Genomic DNA, 15,904 nt, shown 5'->3' on the forward strand with positions numbered 1-15,904 from the left:
GTTCGAGCACCGTCAGGTGCGAAGGGTGAGGGACCCGAACCTCCGGTGCTCAAGATCCAAATAGCCCGCTGAAGAGTTGGAGAAGCCAGTCAAGCGGCGACGACGGGGACGCGGCCGGCTCCTCCGTCCCGGTTCCCCCTTCCACGGCATAGAAGGCCGCCACCTCCTCCTTTCCAAGACCGCGCAGGGCCTCAAGGTGCCCGACCGCTCCGGCGACGATCGTCTCGTGGCCGACGCCCCGCTCCCACGCCCCGGCCATCGTCTCCGACGGCCGGAGATCCGAGGCCTCGATCCCGGCCAGCGTGTAGAGTTCAGGAAGAGATGCCTCCGCAACGCCCGTATCCCCGTCAGGCCGGATTGAGAGCACCGGGTCGGAAATGCCCGAAGAAGGGACCTCCTGGTTGCCGACGAGGGCGTATGCCCGGAAGGCAAAGAGGTCCGGGTTCGACGTCAGGTTCGTGACCAGCCGCTCCTCGGGGAGGGTGAGGTTTACAACCGTCAGTCTCCCGGTCCGGGTGGCGACCGAGAACTCCCAGACGCCGCGTTCTCCGTCCCGGAGGCTCGGGGGCTCGCGGGTCCGCGTGATCTCGTAGACCCCGGTCTCGCCCGGGGGGGGCACCAGGACGACATAGGCCGGGCTCGTCCCCGTCGCCGTCAGGTTCCGGGCCTCGATCGTCACGGTGACGGTGAACGTCTCCCCCTCGAAGACCGCCCGCGGGTGTCGGCCGGCAAGGCGCATGGCAGGGTCGAGCAGCCATTCGAGGTTCGCGATCTCCACCCCGCTCCGGGTGAGGGCGACGTCTTCCGGGGTCTGGTCGAGGATCAGCCCGACCCCTTTGACGAACAGGCCGTCGCGCGGCTCAACGACTGCAGGCGGTGCCACGGTCTCATTCGCCCCGGGGGTGAGAGACGGTCTGATGGGGCTGACGAGCTGGTGGTCGCTCAGGGCCAGCGGACGGTCGTGCCACTGATGAGATTTTGCCATCGTCGCGCCCGGTCGCGGAGGGGCCTCCCGTTCCAGGGTCGGCATCGGCTCCTCAGCGTCATCGTCAGTATCGGCATCAGCGCCACCGTCGGTATCGGCATCAGCGTCATCGTCGGTATCGGCATCAGCGCCATCGTCGGTATCGGCAGTGCCGAAGAAGACCGTTGCCACAGGTTCCGCGGCAGGGGTCTCATTCGCCGCAGACGTGACTGCCGTTGTCTCTTCGTTGATGGGCGTTGCCATCTCCGTCAGCGTGGGGGGTTCGCTCACGAGGGGAGCAGGCCTCGCTGTGACCTCTTTCTCCTCGGAGGCAGCCGCCGGGGCGGGATCCGCCGGCATCCTTGCGGTGACGGACTTTTCATCCCCGGTTTCCGGGAGAGCGGACGCGAACGGGGCAGCCATGCCGATACAGAGTGCCAGAACCAGAAACACGGGGAGAAGGCGCCTCAACGAGGCCACTCCCGGCACCTCTGCTGTTCTGCTGCAGACGACGCGAGGCTCTATCACCTGTCCAGATCCTCTCTTCATGAGAGTGTCATGGAGCCCGGGCAAGTATAAATAATTTCCTGATTGGAGGCCGCCTGAAACCCCCTGCGGGGAACGGCTCTGTCAGAAGATGCCCCGGCACCCGTAGTCTCTCCAGATGCGGCACCCGGCAGGGCAGGAACGAAGAAATCCGCTCTCGATGAGAGAATACAGAACTACGACAAAAAGAGAGGGGGTTCAGGCCATCTCGTTCTGCGCCAGCTGGACATCGGCGATGTCGTGCTGCCGCTGTGCAAGAACCTTTGCCTTGAAGATGTTCTTCCCCGCTTTGCCGATGGCAAGGCCCCGGTCCTCATCCCGAACCTCAACGAGGGCGACCTGCTGGTCCTCCTCGTTGGTGTCGAAGTCGATAGCGGTGACCTGAGCCGGGAGGAAGCAATTCCGGAGGAACTGACCGGGGTCCGCGGAGTATTCCACGACCTCGATCCTCTTGCCCATCACATCGGATGCCTTCTTGATGCTCGACCCGCTCTTACCGATGGCAAGTCCCATATCGCCGGGGTTGATCACGAATATGATGCGCTCATTGCGGTTGTCAACAATGCAATCGCGGCTCCCCGCGCCGGTGAGGCTCTCGAACTGCGAAATGAGGCGCATGCACTCTTCAGTCAGCACGACCTGTGGCATTGTCTACACTCTCGCAACATTCAGGATATCGGATTCACCTGGCTCGACCACGGCAAGGGCACTGACGACGTAGGGCATACCGCAGGCTTTCCCGAGCTGGACACTCGAGCCCTCGTAGACGTAGACAGGGATATCGATCTCTTTCACGATATTTTTGACGGATTCGGGGCTGTTTTTGGCCACCACGACAAGTTTGGCCTTACCTTCCTCGATGCATTCCTGGGTCTTGTTCTGTCCGAGGAACACTGTACCAGTCTTCACGGCTTTGCGTAGTGAAGCATTAAAGTCCATATTATGATTCTCCTAGATTTTCAGGTTTGTGGGTTTTGCGATGAGTTTCACATCACCGGTGCCGAGCTGAATGGGCTGGCCCACGATCACGTTCTCGGTGACACCGTTCAATTCGTCCACCTCGTTCGCGATTGCTGCATCGAGCAAGTGGTTGACCGTTACCTCGAATGCTGCCCGGGAGAGGACGCTCTCCTTCTCACCGGCAATACCGTGCCGGCCGATCTGCTTGACCTCGCCGTCCATGCACATCATATCGGCGACGAGCATGATATGACGGACATCGACGCCGATACCCTGTTCGTTCAGGGTGCTCAAGGCCTCCCGGATGATCGCGTCCCGGCCTGCCTCGATCCCGAGGACATCGGCGATCTCGCTGATGTTGTTGCTCCGGGTGCGGGAGGTATCGACTCCCTCGACTTCGAAGACATCTTTTAGGTTGGAGCCCTCAGTATAAAGGATATACTCTCCGCCCTCCTTTCTGGCGACGACCCGCTCGATATCGTCGATACCCTGGACAATGACGTTCCTGACATGTTCTGCGAGCTGGAAGAGGTTCTGGTAGCTCTCTCGGTTCTTGGGGGTGAATGTGAGCGACACCTTCTTCACGTCTCCTTCGACATCGAAGTCGCGGAAGTGCCGCTTCTCCCGGATCTTCCTCGGTCCCACCTCGAAGATCTCCTCCACCCCGATCTTCCGCCGGTCGCAAACCGACTTGTTTAACAGGACGAGGACCTGCATGTTCTCCATGTCGATGGTGATGTCTCCGAACTCATGAAGCGGCGCGGCCTCGATCTGCCAGCTCACCTCACGGGCGCGGTCACGGTTGAACGCCCAGTCGTCCTGCAGGTAGATCGCCATCGTGGGGGTGCTCGGTTCCCGCCGGGCGTCCATGATCTCGATGAGGCGAGGGAGGCCGAGGGTAACGTTGATCTCGGCCACACCCGCGTAGTGGAAGGTTCGCATCGTCATCTGGGTGCCGGGCTCGCCGATGGATTGTGCCGCGACGACGCCGACCGCCTCGCAGGGCTCGATCCGGCTCTTCTTATACTCGGAGAAGACCATCGTGAGGATCCGGTCGAACTGCTCGTCGGTGAGGTCCTTCCCTGTAAGGCTTGCCTTCAGGTCTTCCCGGGTCCGGTAAGGCAGATCGAGGGCATCGATCCGCTGCTCCATATCGCTGTTCACTTGACCTCCTCCTTTAAGACGCTCTCCACGATGCCTTTCACGTCCACCGGGGCGCCGTAACTGCTCCTGCCGGGGTCGGTCCCGTCCTCGCCGTAGCAGAACTGGATGATTCGGCCGCCCGTCGTCCGGACGGTGCCGTCGTATGCCACCTTGAGGTCCTGCAGGGCGTTGATCATCCGCCGCTGCAGGTACCCGCTCTGCGACGTCCGGACCGCCGTGTCCACGAGACCTTCACGCCCACCGATAGCATGGAAGAAGAACTCGGTGGGGGTGAGGCCGCTCTTGTAACTGTTGGTGACGAACCCGTGCGCCTCTGCACCACGGTCGTTGCGCCGGAAGTGCGGCAGGGTCCGGTCCTCGTAGCCACGCACGATCCGCTCGCCACGGACAGACTGCTGCCCGAGACACCCGGCCATCTGCGTCAGGTTCAGCATCGATCCACGGGCACCGGAGACCGCCATCACCACGGCGGTGTTGTCCATACCAAGGTGCCGCCCGGCGATCTCACCGGTGCGGTCACGGGCCTTGCCGAGCACCTGCATGATCTGCATCTCGAGCGTCTCCTCAAGTGTCCGTCCCGGCATCGGCTCGAGTTGCCCCTCGTTGTAGATCTTGATCCGGCGATGGACGTCGCTGAGAGCGCCGCTCAACACCTCGTCGATCTGGCCGTACTCGGTCCGGGTAAGGTCTTCGTCATCGATGCCGAACGAGAACCCCTTGAGCATGATGCCCCGAATCGAGAGCTTGGTCACGTCGTCGATGAACCGGGCAGCACGCTTCATGCCGTGCTGCCGTATGATCCGGTGCAGGATCTGGCCGTCGAACGCGCCGATCCCCTTCTTGTCGATGGTGCCCATGAGCAGGTTTCCGTCGACGATCCGGACGAACGCATCGTTTTCGCAGAGCTCGCGCTTGCAGGTCTCGCAGTTCTGGCACGACGAGGCGTGGAAGACCATGTTCAGGTCATCGGGGAGGACGAGCGAGAAGACCTGTTTGTTGGTCCAGAGAGGGTTCCCGTTCTCATCCAGTCTGTCCGGCTCGGGCAGGTGCTCGACGGACATATGCTGAATGAGATAGAGTGTCGTCTCCTTGTCGAAGTGGCGAACCGTGTGCGTCAGGAGGAAGATGCCCGAGATGTGGTCGTGGATACCGCCGATGATCGGGCCGCCGGTCCTCGGTGAAAGGATGTTCGCCTGCACCGAGACCAGAATCTCGGCCTCGGCCCGCGCCTCCTCGGTCTGCGGGATATGCAGGTTCATCTCGTCGCCGTCGAAGTCGGCGTTGTAGGGCGGGCAGACGGCCGGGTTCAGCCGGAAGGTCTTCCCATCCATCACGACGACCCGGTGGGCCATGATGCTCATCCGGTGCAACGAGGGCTGCCGGTTGAAGAGGACGATATCCGCATCTTTCAACTGCCGCTCCACGGTCCAGCCGGGCTCGATCATCTCCGCGACCGTCTCCAGGTTTACGTCGGACAACCGCACCCTCCGGTTGTCGGGCCTGATGGCGTAGTTCGCGCCGCAGGGGGACCGGGTGGTGGGACGCCCGGGGCCGTTCAAGACATACTGCCGCATCTCCTCGAGATTGAACTGGGTCACCCGGATGGGAAGGGTCATCTCGTTTGCAATAGCAAGCGGGATGCCGACCTCGCCTATCGAGAGGTTCGGGTCGGGCGAGATCACAGTACGGGCGGAGAAGTTCACACGCTTGCCGGAGAGCGAGCCGCGGAAACGGCCTTCCTTCCCCTTGAGACGCTGCGACAGGGTCTTTAACGGTCGGCCGCTCCGGTGCCGCGCAGGCGGGCACCCCGCCACCTCGTTGTCGAGGTAGGTGGTGACATGGTACTGCAGGAGTTCCCAGAGATCCTCGATGATCAACTGGGGCGCGCCGGCGTCCTGGTTCTCCTTGAACCGCTGGTTGATCCTGATGATGTCCACGAGTTTGTGGGTCAGGTCGTCCTCGGACCGCTGCCCGTTCTCGAGAATGATCGAGGGGCGCATCGTGACCGGCGGGACCGGGAGGACGGTGAGAATTGTCCACTCCGGCCGCGCGACATCAGGGTTGACCCCCAGGGCCCGCAGGTCCTCGTCCGGGATCTTCTCGAGGCGCGCCCTGATGTCGGCCGGGGTCAGTTTGTGCTCAACCTTCCGCCCTTCCTCCACGAAGACCTCGGAGAAGGTCGTCGGTTTCTCGAAGTTGATCTTGAGTTGCTGCTCCCCGCAGTGGGGGCAGACCCGTTCTTTCTTGATATCTTTCTCTGATACGACCTCAGATGCGAGATCGCTGTCTTCGGGCCCGACGATCTTCTCGACCTCTTCGGCCGTCATCAGCAGGCGGGAACAGGACCGGCAGGTCACCCGGAGGAGTTTCCGGATCAGCCGGGTGTAGCCGACGTGGATGACGGGCTTCGCGAGTTCGATGTGCCCGAAATGACCCGGACAATCGGCCGCCTTCTGGTCGCAGGTCTTACACCGGAGGCCGGGGTCGATGACGCCCAGGTTCAGGTCCATCAGGCCCTGCGGGTAGGGAAACCCGTCGTCATCATAGGTGTCCGCCCAGATGATCTTCCGGACGCTCATTTTACGGATCTCCTTCGGGGAGAAGAGCCCGAACTCGATCCTTCCAACACGTTTTGGACTGGTCATAGTTTGATTGCGCCCCCTCTCTTATACCATATCGTCGAGTCTCAGGCGGGGAGCGATGCCCATGCTCTTCATCTCGTCAAGAAGGAGCTTGAATGCGTAACTCATCTCGACAGGGTAGATATCCGTCTCGCTGCCGCAGGCAAGGCACCGCGTGATCTTTCTCTTCCGGTCGAGCATCGCCACCATACCGCACTTCGCGCAGACCCACTGGGTCACCTTGTCCGACTCGTCGAGCAGCCGCTCTTTCAAGGCCATGGCCGCGCCGTGGCCGATCATCACATCCCGCTCCATCTCACCGAACCGGAGACCACCCTCGCGGGCACGCCCTTCGGTCGGCTGGCGGGTGAGCACCTGCACGGGACCGCGCGACCGCGCGTGCATCTTGCTCGATACCATGTGATAGAGTTTCTGGTAGTAGATGACGCCGATGTAGATGTCGGCAGCGAACTGCCGCCCGGTGATACCGTCGTACATCACTTCGCGGCCGCTGTGAGCAAATCCGAGTTCCTTGAGCGAACTCCTGAGCTCCGCTTCGCGCTCGCCGCGGAACGCGGTCGCGTTGATCCGGCGTCCCTCGAGGGATCCGACCTTACCGCCCAGCATCTCGAGCATATGTCCGATGGTCATACGGCTCGGGACCGCGTGGGGGTTGATGATCAGGTCGGGCGTCATACCCGACTCGGTGAACGGCATATCCGCCGAAGACTGGATCAACCCGATAACACCCTTCTGACCATGCCGGGACGCGAACTTGTCGCCGACCTCCGGCACCCGGAGGTCACGGGTCCGGACCTTCACGAGGCGCGAGGAGTTCTCGCCCTCGGTGATGATGACCGTATCCACGATACCGTGCTCGTTGCTCCGCATCGTGACCGAGGTGTCGCGTCTTTTTTCGACGGCGATCAACTCGCTCGTCGGTTCTTCGAGGAACCTCGGCGGAGAGGTCTTCCCGATCAGCACGTCTTTCTCGCGGACGACCGTCTCGGGGTTGATGACGCCGTCGATATCGAGGTTCGCGTAGTACTCGGCACCGTGCGCACCGGAGACCTCTTCATCCGGAACCTGGATCCTGTCGACCTGGCCACCGGGGTAGCGCCGCTCCTCGCCGTCATAGGTGCGGAAGAAATGCGAGCGCCCAAGACCACGGTCGATCGAGGCCTTGTTGATGACCAGCGCATCTTCAATATTGAAGCCTTCGTAGGAGATGATCGCGACGACGAAGTTCTGGCCTGCAGGCCGGTCGTCGGAGCCGATCACGTCGGAGGTCTGGGTGTAAGTGAGGGGTTTCTGGACGTAGTGGAGCATGTGCCCCCGGGTGTCGGGGCGGAGTTTCATGTTCGAGGAACCGAACCCGAGCGCCTGCTTGACCATCCCTGCGCCCATCGTGACACGCGGACTGGCGTTGTGTTCGGGGAACGGGACGTGCGCCGCACCGATACCCAGGATGAGCGAGGGGTCGATCTCGAGGTGGGTGTGCTCGAGGGTGAGGTCCGCCTCGTTGATGGCGATGAAGAGATCCTCCTCCTCCTCGGCATCGACAAACTCGATCGCGCCCTTCTTCACCACGTCTGCAAAGGTCATCTCGCCGCTCTTGATGAGTTCGAGATCGCCCTCGGTCACCAGCGCTTTGCCGTCCCTGACCACGATCAGGGGCCGGCGTGCTCTCCCACGATCGGTGTGGATGATGACGTCGTTGTTGAACTCCTTGTAGGAGACGTTGACCTCTCCGGGGATCTCGCCGCGCCGGCGCATATCGCGCATCCGCCCGACCAGGTCCCGGGGGTCGTCCACGAGCCCGATCAGGGCACCGTCGACGAAGACGCGTGACTGCCTCATGCCGTCTCCCTCCGGAGGGCGATGACGCCCATATCGTACAGAATGTTCTTCACTTCCTCTTCGTCGAGAACGCCCTTACTGATCTCGACCATCTGGGCGAAGTTCTTCACCAGGCCACAGTTCGGACCCTCAGGAGTCTCGCTCGGGCAGATCCGGCCCCACTGGGTGGGGTGCAGGTCACGGGCCTCGAAGTGAGGCTGGGAACGGGAGAGCGGGGAGATCACGCGTCGGAGGTGCGAGAGCACCGCCATGTGGTCGACCCGGTCCAGGAGCTGCGAAACACCGGTGCGCCCGCCCACCCAGTTGCCGGTGGCAAGCGGGTGGAGCAGCCGCTCGGTCAGGACGTCCGCACGCACCGCGGTCCCGATCGAGAGGTCGCGGTGGCGCATGCTGGCCCGCTCGAGTTGGTACTTCACGTCCCTTGTCAGACGGTTGAGCGAGATCCGGAAGAGGTCTTCCATCAGGTCGCCGGCAAGTTTCAGCCGTTTATTCGAGTAGTGGTCCTTATCGTCGATCCGGCGCCTATCAAGTACCAGGTCGAAACAGGCTTCGGCCATGCGGCCGAGGAAGTGCGCCTTTGCAAGACGGACACCCTCGACTGCCGACCGGTAGCCGGGGTCCTCCTCTTTTAAGCCCACCGGCATCAGGTAATTTAAGTGCGGAAGGAGGTAGTTGTCGAGGACGAACTCCGCCCGCTTCCTCTGGTAGTCCCTGGTCTGGTTGGGGGCGAGTTTCTTTCCGACGTACATGACGCCGTCGTCGACGGTGTCGCACTCGCTCTCCTCCAGGTTCTGCATCATGAAGGTGAGGATCTCCTCATCGGTCGAGACCGCCTCCACGATGTCGTGGTCGCCCTGGAGCCCCAACGCCCGCATCAGGTCGACGAAACGGAGGTGCCCGGCGACCGAGGGGAACGAGACCTCGAGCAGGTTCTTGCGGTTCCGCTCGACGATCACGAGCGCCCGGTAGCCCCGGTACTGCGAGAAGACCTTCGCCACATAGATCCGCTCGTTGTAGCGCTCGGTGAACTCGGTCATGATCTTGTTCGAGGCGAGGTCCTCAAGCGTCATCAGCACGCGCTCGGTGCCGTTGACGATGAAGTAGCCGCCGGGATCGAGCGGGTCCTCGCCGTGCGCGGTCCGCTCGGCATCGCTCAGGTTGTAGAGGTTGCAGGCGGCCGAGCCCACCATCACCGGCAGCTGCCCGATGATGGTGACGATCGGATCCTGCGGCTCCTCACCCTGGACGAGCGTCATCTCGAGCTGGATCGGTGCCGCATACGTGAGGTTCCGGAGGCGTGCCTCGCTCGGGAAGAGCTCGGACTGCGACCCGTCCGCCTCACGGACCCGGGGCTTCTTCACCTCGATCGTGCCCAGTTCAACCCATACAGCCTCTTTACCTTTCCCACGGGTCTCAATATCGGTCTCGATGACACGTTGTTCATCAACGACTTTCTGGAGGTTGTGCAGGAGGAAGTTATTATAAGAGTCTAACTGGTGACGCGCCACATGCTCCCGTGAAAAGTATGCTCTCGATAAAACACTTCTATCTAACAGATGGATCAGCTCCCCGGCCTTTGCATTATTTCTTTGGTCTCTTCACGACGAGGCGGTAGGCCTCTGCCCTGCCTGCCGTGCGACTGTCACGAGTAATCCTGATGACGTTCCCGACATCGCCGCCAATAGCTTTTACTGCCGGGTCGTCATGGTAAATTTTCGGCAGTTGCTCTAAAGAGATATGGTACGTCGCAAGAAGATCCTTGGCCTCTTCGCCGTCCATAATCTGATGGTCCGGAACCATCTCATGACTGAGTACGTCAAGTGAGGTGCCCATCGGCCTACACCTCACCGACGAAAGAGTTGCGTATCAGAATGCATCACCTTATCAAAATCCATAGACATCGCCCATGGCAACGGGCCCAAGGGGATTTGAACCCCCGACCACCTGGTTAAAAGCCAGGCGCTCTACCTAACTGAGCTATAGACCCCGCGCGTACTGCCATCCAGCATTATTACAATGCAAGAATAGTATAAAAACATTCCTTTCGGGCGTATCATATAATTCGCAGTCTAACGATATAAATCTTTCAATTCTCCTCTCGCCAGGGGCCCACCGGAATATTTAATGCCCGGGGGATAACCTGTTCATATACGTATTCTCCCGGATCGGGGTGCCCGTATGACTTCTTCTAAAATCCGTGTCGATACAGCCATATCCGCCATATCCGGAGTAACGCTGGCGGTATACCTGCTCATCGCCGCCTCACTCTCCCTGCTCGCGATCTTCTCCTTCTACGACGTGGTCCTGGAATTGGCGGCGTTCATCCATGCCGAGGACATGACGCAGGGTGTGCTCCAGGTGCTGCACGCGCTCCTCCTGACCCTCATCATCGTAGAGATCCTGGAGACCGTGACGGTTTACTTCAGAACCAACCGGGTGCAGGTGACGCCGATCCTGGTTGCGGGCATCACCGCGATGGTGCGGCGGGTGCTGACCTTCGGGGTCGAGCCCGTCACGCCCATCGACATCGGCATGACGCTTGTCGCGATCCTCGTGCTGACGATCGCTATCGTCTATATCGGACGAATGGAACGCACGGAGAGTTATTAGGACAGAAGCGGCCCGCGCGGCCCGGGCATCTGCACGGCTCCGAACCGGCAACGATAGGAAGGCGCACCCGGAGCGGGCGCACAGACACAAAAGAAAGGTTCTTGAAAGCGAGGGAAGAGAGGAAGGATCACCGTGCCTCGAAGATGTCCGCGAACTGGGCCCGGACCTCATTCAGGCGCTCTTCCTGGAGTTTGATGCTCGCCGCCATACTCTTGATGGCTCTCGTGATGCTCTCACCCATTCCCACCCGGGCATCCTTGATGCTGTAGGTGGTCTCCAGGATCTTCAGGAGGCGCCTGTTGATATCGACGCTCTTTGAGAGGCGTTCATACTCATCGATGATCCGGGGGTCCACGCCGGCTTCGCGCGCCCGCTCGATATCGGCAGCGATGGAGTGCCGGCGCGCCAGCACATGTTCGATGGCGTCGTAGAGCTGGTGGTGGGTGGTGGGCTTGAGGATATAGTCCTCAATGTAGGCGCCGTACTCGTTGGCCTCCTCCGGGGTGAGGGGTTTTGCGGTCAACATGAGGATAGGGATATCACGCGACGTAGGATTGGTCTTGATCTTTCCGAGGGTCTCCCAGCCATCCATCGGCTCCATCATAATATCCAGAAGGACCAGATCCGGCGGGGTTTTATTCAGGACTTCCAGGCACTCCTCACCGCTAAAAGCGGTGATTGGCCGATAGCCACCACGCTCCAGCATGGTAACAAAAACGTCGACGATCATGGGACTATCATCGACGACCAGTATCGTATACATCACGCCACCCCTCCAATCCTGATTGCTATATCCGACAATTGCCTCTGTACTGTAGAGAGGTCCGCAGACTTATCTATTACCGCTGCGATCAGGGCGGCCTCTTCTGCGCTTACGATGAGGATTGCAGAGTCGGATGCAGCGATGGTGACCATGGACGGCCGCTGGATACGGACACTACCGCAAGCGGCCTCTGCCGATGCAAGAACCGTTGCACACATTGCCGCGAAGAGGGGCGATGACAGGCTGCCTTCCCGGGAGTACTTACAGAGAACGACACCCTCACAGGATACGAGAGCGCATGCGACGACACCGGGGATAGACCTGATCTCATTGACGTATCTCCGGGCATCCTCTTCCATCAAGGGATAGTTATTCATATGGCTGACCCCGGTCCACCTTCAATAGACATATCTGCGTCGCATCATATATGAATATCGAATAAGCCTCGGCCCGAAGATGCCGTTACCTACAATTTCGTCGCAATAGAGTGGCAATTCCGGCTGCTGGCGGGGGTAAGGCATCACTGATAGCGCGCACTGTAAGGCTCCGGACCGGTCGACGGGGCGACGCCGGTGAACGGAGACACTCACGGTACCTTATGACGGAATCGCGAAGAGACCCGCCGTCCCACATCGGCCGGATCCGCCCTATCAAGAGCACCTGCGTCGGCTAAAACATATTTTGGTCTCCAGACGGGGAAGAGCAAACGAATAGGTTTAAATTTGACGACTACTATCTATCCTTGAGACGGTTTTAGATGATCAGGGCCTACACCATCGCCTCCGGGAAAGGAGGAACCGGGAAGACGACCGTGGCTGCGAATCTCGGAACGGCACTGGCTCAGTACGGCAGGGAGACCTGCGTCGTCGATACGGATATGGGTATGGCCAACCTCGGACTGGTGCTGGGGCTCGCAGAGACACCGGTCACGCTCCACGAGGTCCTGGCAGGGAAGGCGTCGCTCCAGGATGCCATGTACGAAGGGCCTTACGGCCTCAAGGTCGTGCCGAGCGGCCTGTCGCTCCAGGGGTTTCAGAACGCAGACCCGCAGAGGCTCAAAGAGGTGGCGCGTGAACTTACAGATCGCTGCGATTACCTGTTCTTTGACGCGCCTGCCGGCATCAGCACTGATGCCGTCATACCCCTCGCCGTGGCGGACGAGGTACTCCTGGTGGTGAACCCTGAGATCTCCTCGCTCGTGGACGCCCTGAAGATCAAGATCCTGACGGAGACGATCGGCGGTACCGTCGGAGGGGCCATCCTCAACCGGGTAACGCCAGAAAGCACCGAGATGAGCCGGAGAAAGATCGAGCAGACCCTCGGCGTCCCGATCATCGATATGATCCCCGAGGACGCGGACGTGCGGAGGGCGGCAGCGGCGAGGACACCGGTCGTCGTCAGGTCTCCGGGATCCGAATCGTCGAAAGCATTCCGGAAGATCGCAGCCTCGTTAGCGGGCTTCCCTGTTGAGAAGGAGCCCGGACCCACTCAGGAAGGCTTTATCGAACGGCTCGCCCGCGCACTATTCAGGAGAGTATCATATGATTGACATAAACGCCATTATGATAGTCCTGCTCTCAGTAACCATCATCTGCCTGCTGTTTATTATGTACGTCATGTACGTGCGTATCCAGCAGCTCCTTACCGAGGTCGCCTCGTTGACGGGCAGGATGGAGCTTACCGGCACCGAACTGGAACAGTTGACACGGAATGTCGAGGAGTTCAAGAGAACGCGAGGATAAATTTCCCATCTCCGCTCTCCCAAAAGCGAAGATATATGTGTGATTCCCTCACATAGTATAAGGGAGGGGCCATAGGGTAGCCTGGCCATCCTAGGAGACTGGGGGTCTTCTGACCTGCGTTCAAATCGCAGTGGCCCCATCGTACCATTTTTCTCTTCTCGAATAGAAGGATCTGCAGCATGAGATTCTATAAGGGCTGCACGGATTGTCTGATCTCTCGAGTCGAATACGAAAGCAGGCTCTGCATCGACGATACGGCGCGTATTCAGAAGATCGTCGGGGCGTGCCGCGACCTCCTCCGGTGCATCGCCGCCGACCCGGTGCCGGCACCCGTCATTGCGAGCCGGGTACACCGCCTCGCCTACCGGATGATCGGCGACGCCGACCCCTACCGCTCCCTGAAGGAGGCAAACAACGAGGATGCTGCAGCGGTCTCTCTGGCGGTACGCGGCGACCTCTCGACGTTCCGCGACCTTGCGCTCGCGGCGGTCATCGGCAACACGCTGGACTACGGCTCAAAGGCCCACACCGTCACCGACAACTTCGTTGAATTCTTCCGCCGGGAGTTTGCGGCGGGGCTGACCGTCGACGATACCGGCGCGATGGAGGGTCTCACAGACCGGGTGGTCTACCTCGCCGACAACTGCGGGGAGATCGTCTTTGACGCCCTTCTCGTCGACTACCTCAAGGAGCACGGGTCGCACGTCACGTTTGCTGTCCGGGGCGCGCCGATCTTAAACGACGCAACGATAGAAGACGCGGTGGCGCTCGGACTCGACCGCCGGGCGGACGTGCTTGCCGCCACCACGGACGGCATCGCCGAACTTGGCCTCAACCGCGAGCTCGCCCCGCCGCCCCTTACCGATGCCCTGGACCGAGCGACGCTCATTATCGCCAAGGGCATGGCGAACTACGAGTCGCTCTCCGACTGCCGCGACCTGCCTCCTGTGGCTCACCTGATGTCGGTCAAGTGCGGCCCGATCGGTGCGGACATCGGTATTTCCGTCGGCTCCCGGGTCGCCCTCCTCCGGGAGTGAACGTCCAGGCGAGCGCGTGCGGCCGGAGGAGGCCGGACGAGATGGCCTGGCCCCACGATTATATATATGGATGTCGGTCAGACGTTCCCTGCATTTGGGGTAGCCTCCGGAAAAAAGGAAGTATTACAGGACCTCATTTTGTATTCAGGCGGATATATTACCACGCATATTTATTAGAAAATATTATATAATGCGCACTATAGATACTGGATCGGGGAAAACCACACCCAGCGATCATCAGTCATTCAATTCCATCAGCAATCACCACGAACAACCACCTACCACACCCACCCAAAGCACACATACAAGCGTTCGGTCAGGGGCAGGCCGGGTACGGCGCCCTGCACCAATGTTTCAGCGACCACAAGCGAGATTACACCGGGCCATGAATTCTTCGGGTGTGGCCCCCCACCCTCATTTCATGAGACCAGACCCACCTCATTTTTAGGATCGTAGCAGGCTAATCCCCGCCATTAAAATGGCGGGATACAGCCGTCTACAATCATAAATAGTATATACACATGGTGCATATTTACTCTTGTAATGGTCAAACAAGAGCAGTGGATAAGTGCGAGAGGATGCGTATACAATGTCAATTATCATTACGTATGGTCGGTGAAATATCGCCGTAAAGTATTGACGGGTAAGATTGTAAATACGTTGAAAGAACTGCACGAATCCATTGCACAGGACAACGGGATTATTTTACATATGCAAGAGATAATGCCCGATCATGTTCATCTGTTTATCACGGCACATCCAAAGTTCGCACCTGCCACGATTGTAAAAATTATGAAGGGTGTAACTGCGAAAAAACTCTTTGAAACGTATCCAGAGTTACGGAAAGTATTATGGAAAGGTCATCTATGGAATCCATCGTATTACGTTGGAACCTGTGGTGATGTAACGAAGGATGTAATTCAAGGATATATTGAAACGCAGAAGGTGAAGTGATACATGGAAGTCAAAGCGTATCGTTATAGACTATATCCGACAAAGAAACAAGTTACGTGTCTCAAGCGTACGCTTGACATTTGTCGGTGGGTGTATATCAATACGCTTGCCATGCGGAAGAACACATGGGAAACTGATAAACAAACTTCATATTTCGAAACAAAGCGCCAGTTGCCAATATGGAAACGTGAAAAACCAGAATTAAAAACAGTGCATTCGCAAGTGCTACAAGATGTTATGAAACGTGTTGATCTTGCACTTCAAGCGTTCTTTCGTCGCGTAAAGAACGGGGAGAATCCCGGTTATCCACGGTTCAAAGGATATGGACGTTACGATAGCATCACGTATTCGCAGTCAGGGTTTCACCTAAATTCCAATATTATCGGATATTTGACGATATATGAGTTGGTTGGTGTGCTTAATAATTAAGCGAATCAGCCCCCTGTTTAGATTGTTAGAATATGGCCATTTTGTTGATATTTTGGATAAATTTGACCAAATTGGAGGGTAGTGCTCAGGGTAAAATAGCGCATGTGCTTAACTCACCGGGAACTCAGGGTTGTACGGTCGTTCTTGTTAATCCAAAACAGACGTCACAGATGTGTTCGCGATGTGGTCAACTCGTGAAAAAGACGTTATCGGATCGGGTTCATAATTGTCCGTACTGTGGATTGAGCGCACAT

16 protein-coding genes, 2 tRNA genes and 1 pseudogene are annotated in these 15,904 nt (G+C 59.1%); 8 read left to right on the plus strand and 11 right to left on the minus strand.

The features are described from left to right. Positions 1-49: 49 nt before the first annotated feature. The 9 genes from BRA49_RS02370 to BRA49_RS02410 form a co-directional block, all read right to left on the minus strand. Complete coding sequence (locus BRA49_RS02370; RefSeq protein WP_292383125.1) at positions 50-1,255, minus strand: hypothetical protein; 1,206 nt, start codon at positions 1,253-1,255, stop codon at positions 50-52. Positions 1,256-1,708: 453 nt separating this feature from the next. Next, positions 1,709-2,158: a NusA-like transcription termination signal-binding factor gene (locus tag BRA49_RS02375; RefSeq protein ID WP_292383127.1), complete on the minus strand. Its 450-nt coding sequence runs from the start codon at positions 2,156-2,158 to the stop codon at positions 1,709-1,711. 3 nt (positions 2,159-2,161) lie between these two features. Beyond that, positions 2,162-2,449 (minus strand): 50S ribosomal protein L30e, encoded by a 288-nt coding sequence (locus BRA49_RS02380; protein WP_292383129.1) that lies wholly within the window; start codon positions 2,447-2,449, stop codon positions 2,162-2,164. 12 nt (positions 2,450-2,461) lie between these two features. Further along, a complete protein-coding gene (gene rpoA2, locus BRA49_RS02385; RefSeq protein ID WP_394339101.1) occupies positions 2,462-3,622 on the minus strand; it encodes a DNA-directed RNA polymerase subunit A'' in 1,161 nt (386 codons plus the stop codon). Between the two features lie 8 nt (positions 3,623-3,630). Further along, entirely contained in the window at positions 3,631-6,279 is a 2,649-nt protein-coding gene (locus BRA49_RS02390; protein WP_292383133.1) for a DNA-directed RNA polymerase subunit A', read from the minus strand. 21 nt (positions 6,280-6,300) lie between these two features. Next, positions 6,301-8,115 (minus strand): DNA-directed RNA polymerase subunit B, encoded by a 1,815-nt coding sequence (gene rpoB, locus BRA49_RS02395; protein WP_292383135.1) that lies wholly within the window; start codon positions 8,113-8,115, stop codon positions 6,301-6,303. Next, positions 8,112-9,671, minus strand: a complete 1,560-nt coding sequence (locus BRA49_RS02400; protein WP_292383731.1) for a DNA-directed RNA polymerase subunit B'' — start codon at positions 9,669-9,671, stop codon at positions 8,112-8,114. Before BRA49_RS02400 ends, rpoB begins: the two co-directional genes overlap by 4 nt. 25 nt (positions 9,672-9,696) lie before the next feature. After that, positions 9,697-9,948, minus strand: coding sequence for a DNA-directed RNA polymerase subunit H (locus BRA49_RS02405; protein ID WP_292383136.1), 252 nt, complete (start codon positions 9,946-9,948; stop codon positions 9,697-9,699). Between the two features lie 80 nt (positions 9,949-10,028). Then, positions 10,029-10,102: transfer RNA gene (locus BRA49_RS02410), tRNA-Lys, on the minus strand. Positions 10,103-10,293: 191 nt separating this feature from the next. Here BRA49_RS02410 and BRA49_RS02415 point away from each other — a divergent pair. Then, complete coding sequence (locus BRA49_RS02415) at positions 10,294-10,725, plus strand: phosphate-starvation-inducible PsiE family protein (RefSeq protein WP_292383137.1); 432 nt, start codon at positions 10,294-10,296, stop codon at positions 10,723-10,725. 127 nt (positions 10,726-10,852) lie between these two features. Here the strand turns inward: BRA49_RS02415 and BRA49_RS02420 are convergent, their stop codons facing one another. Then, complete coding sequence (locus tag BRA49_RS02420; protein ID WP_292383139.1) at positions 10,853-11,488, minus strand: response regulator; 636 nt, start codon at positions 11,486-11,488, stop codon at positions 10,853-10,855. After that, a complete protein-coding gene (locus BRA49_RS02425) occupies positions 11,488-11,847 on the minus strand; it encodes a roadblock/LC7 domain-containing protein (protein ID WP_292383141.1) in 360 nt (119 codons plus the stop codon). Before BRA49_RS02425 ends, BRA49_RS02420 begins: the two co-directional genes overlap by 1 nt. Before the next feature lie 398 nt (positions 11,848-12,245). Between BRA49_RS02425 and minD the strand changes: the two genes are divergently transcribed. From minD to BRA49_RS02455, 7 genes and pseudogenes are all read left to right on the plus strand, one after another. Next, positions 12,246-13,037, plus strand: coding sequence for a cell division ATPase MinD (minD, locus tag BRA49_RS02430; RefSeq protein WP_292383143.1), 792 nt, complete (start codon positions 12,246-12,248; stop codon positions 13,035-13,037). Continuing rightward, complete coding sequence (locus tag BRA49_RS02435) at positions 13,030-13,230, plus strand: hypothetical protein (protein WP_292383144.1); 201 nt, start codon at positions 13,030-13,032, stop codon at positions 13,228-13,230. Before minD ends, BRA49_RS02435 begins: the two co-directional genes overlap by 8 nt. A gap of 65 nt (positions 13,231-13,295) precedes the next feature. Further along, positions 13,296-13,369, plus strand: a tRNA-Pro gene (locus BRA49_RS02440). Between the two features lie 40 nt (positions 13,370-13,409). Further along, positions 13,410-14,267 (plus strand): damage-control phosphatase ARMT1 family protein, encoded by an 858-nt coding sequence (locus BRA49_RS02445; protein ID WP_292383146.1) that lies wholly within the window; start codon positions 13,410-13,412, stop codon positions 14,265-14,267. Positions 14,268-14,810: 543 nt separating this feature from the next. Then, positions 14,811-15,221: an IS200/IS605 family transposase gene (tnpA, locus tag BRA49_RS02450; protein WP_292383148.1), complete on the plus strand. Its 411-nt coding sequence runs from the start codon at positions 14,811-14,813 to the stop codon at positions 15,219-15,221. Positions 15,222-15,224: 3 nt separating this feature from the next. Continuing rightward, complete coding sequence (locus BRA49_RS13585) at positions 15,225-15,650, plus strand: RNA-guided endonuclease InsQ/TnpB family protein (RefSeq protein WP_394339097.1); 426 nt, start codon at positions 15,225-15,227, stop codon at positions 15,648-15,650. 32 nt (positions 15,651-15,682) lie between these two features. Then, positions 15,683-15,892: pseudogene (locus BRA49_RS02455) on the plus strand (zinc ribbon domain-containing protein); the annotation flags it as partial. Between the last annotated feature and the right edge of the window lie 12 nt (positions 15,893-15,904).

Origin of the sequence: Methanoculleus sp. UBA430 (assembly GCF_002506585.1) — an archaeon.
Taxonomy (GTDB): domain Archaea; phylum Halobacteriota; class Methanomicrobia; order Methanomicrobiales; family Methanoculleaceae; genus Methanoculleus.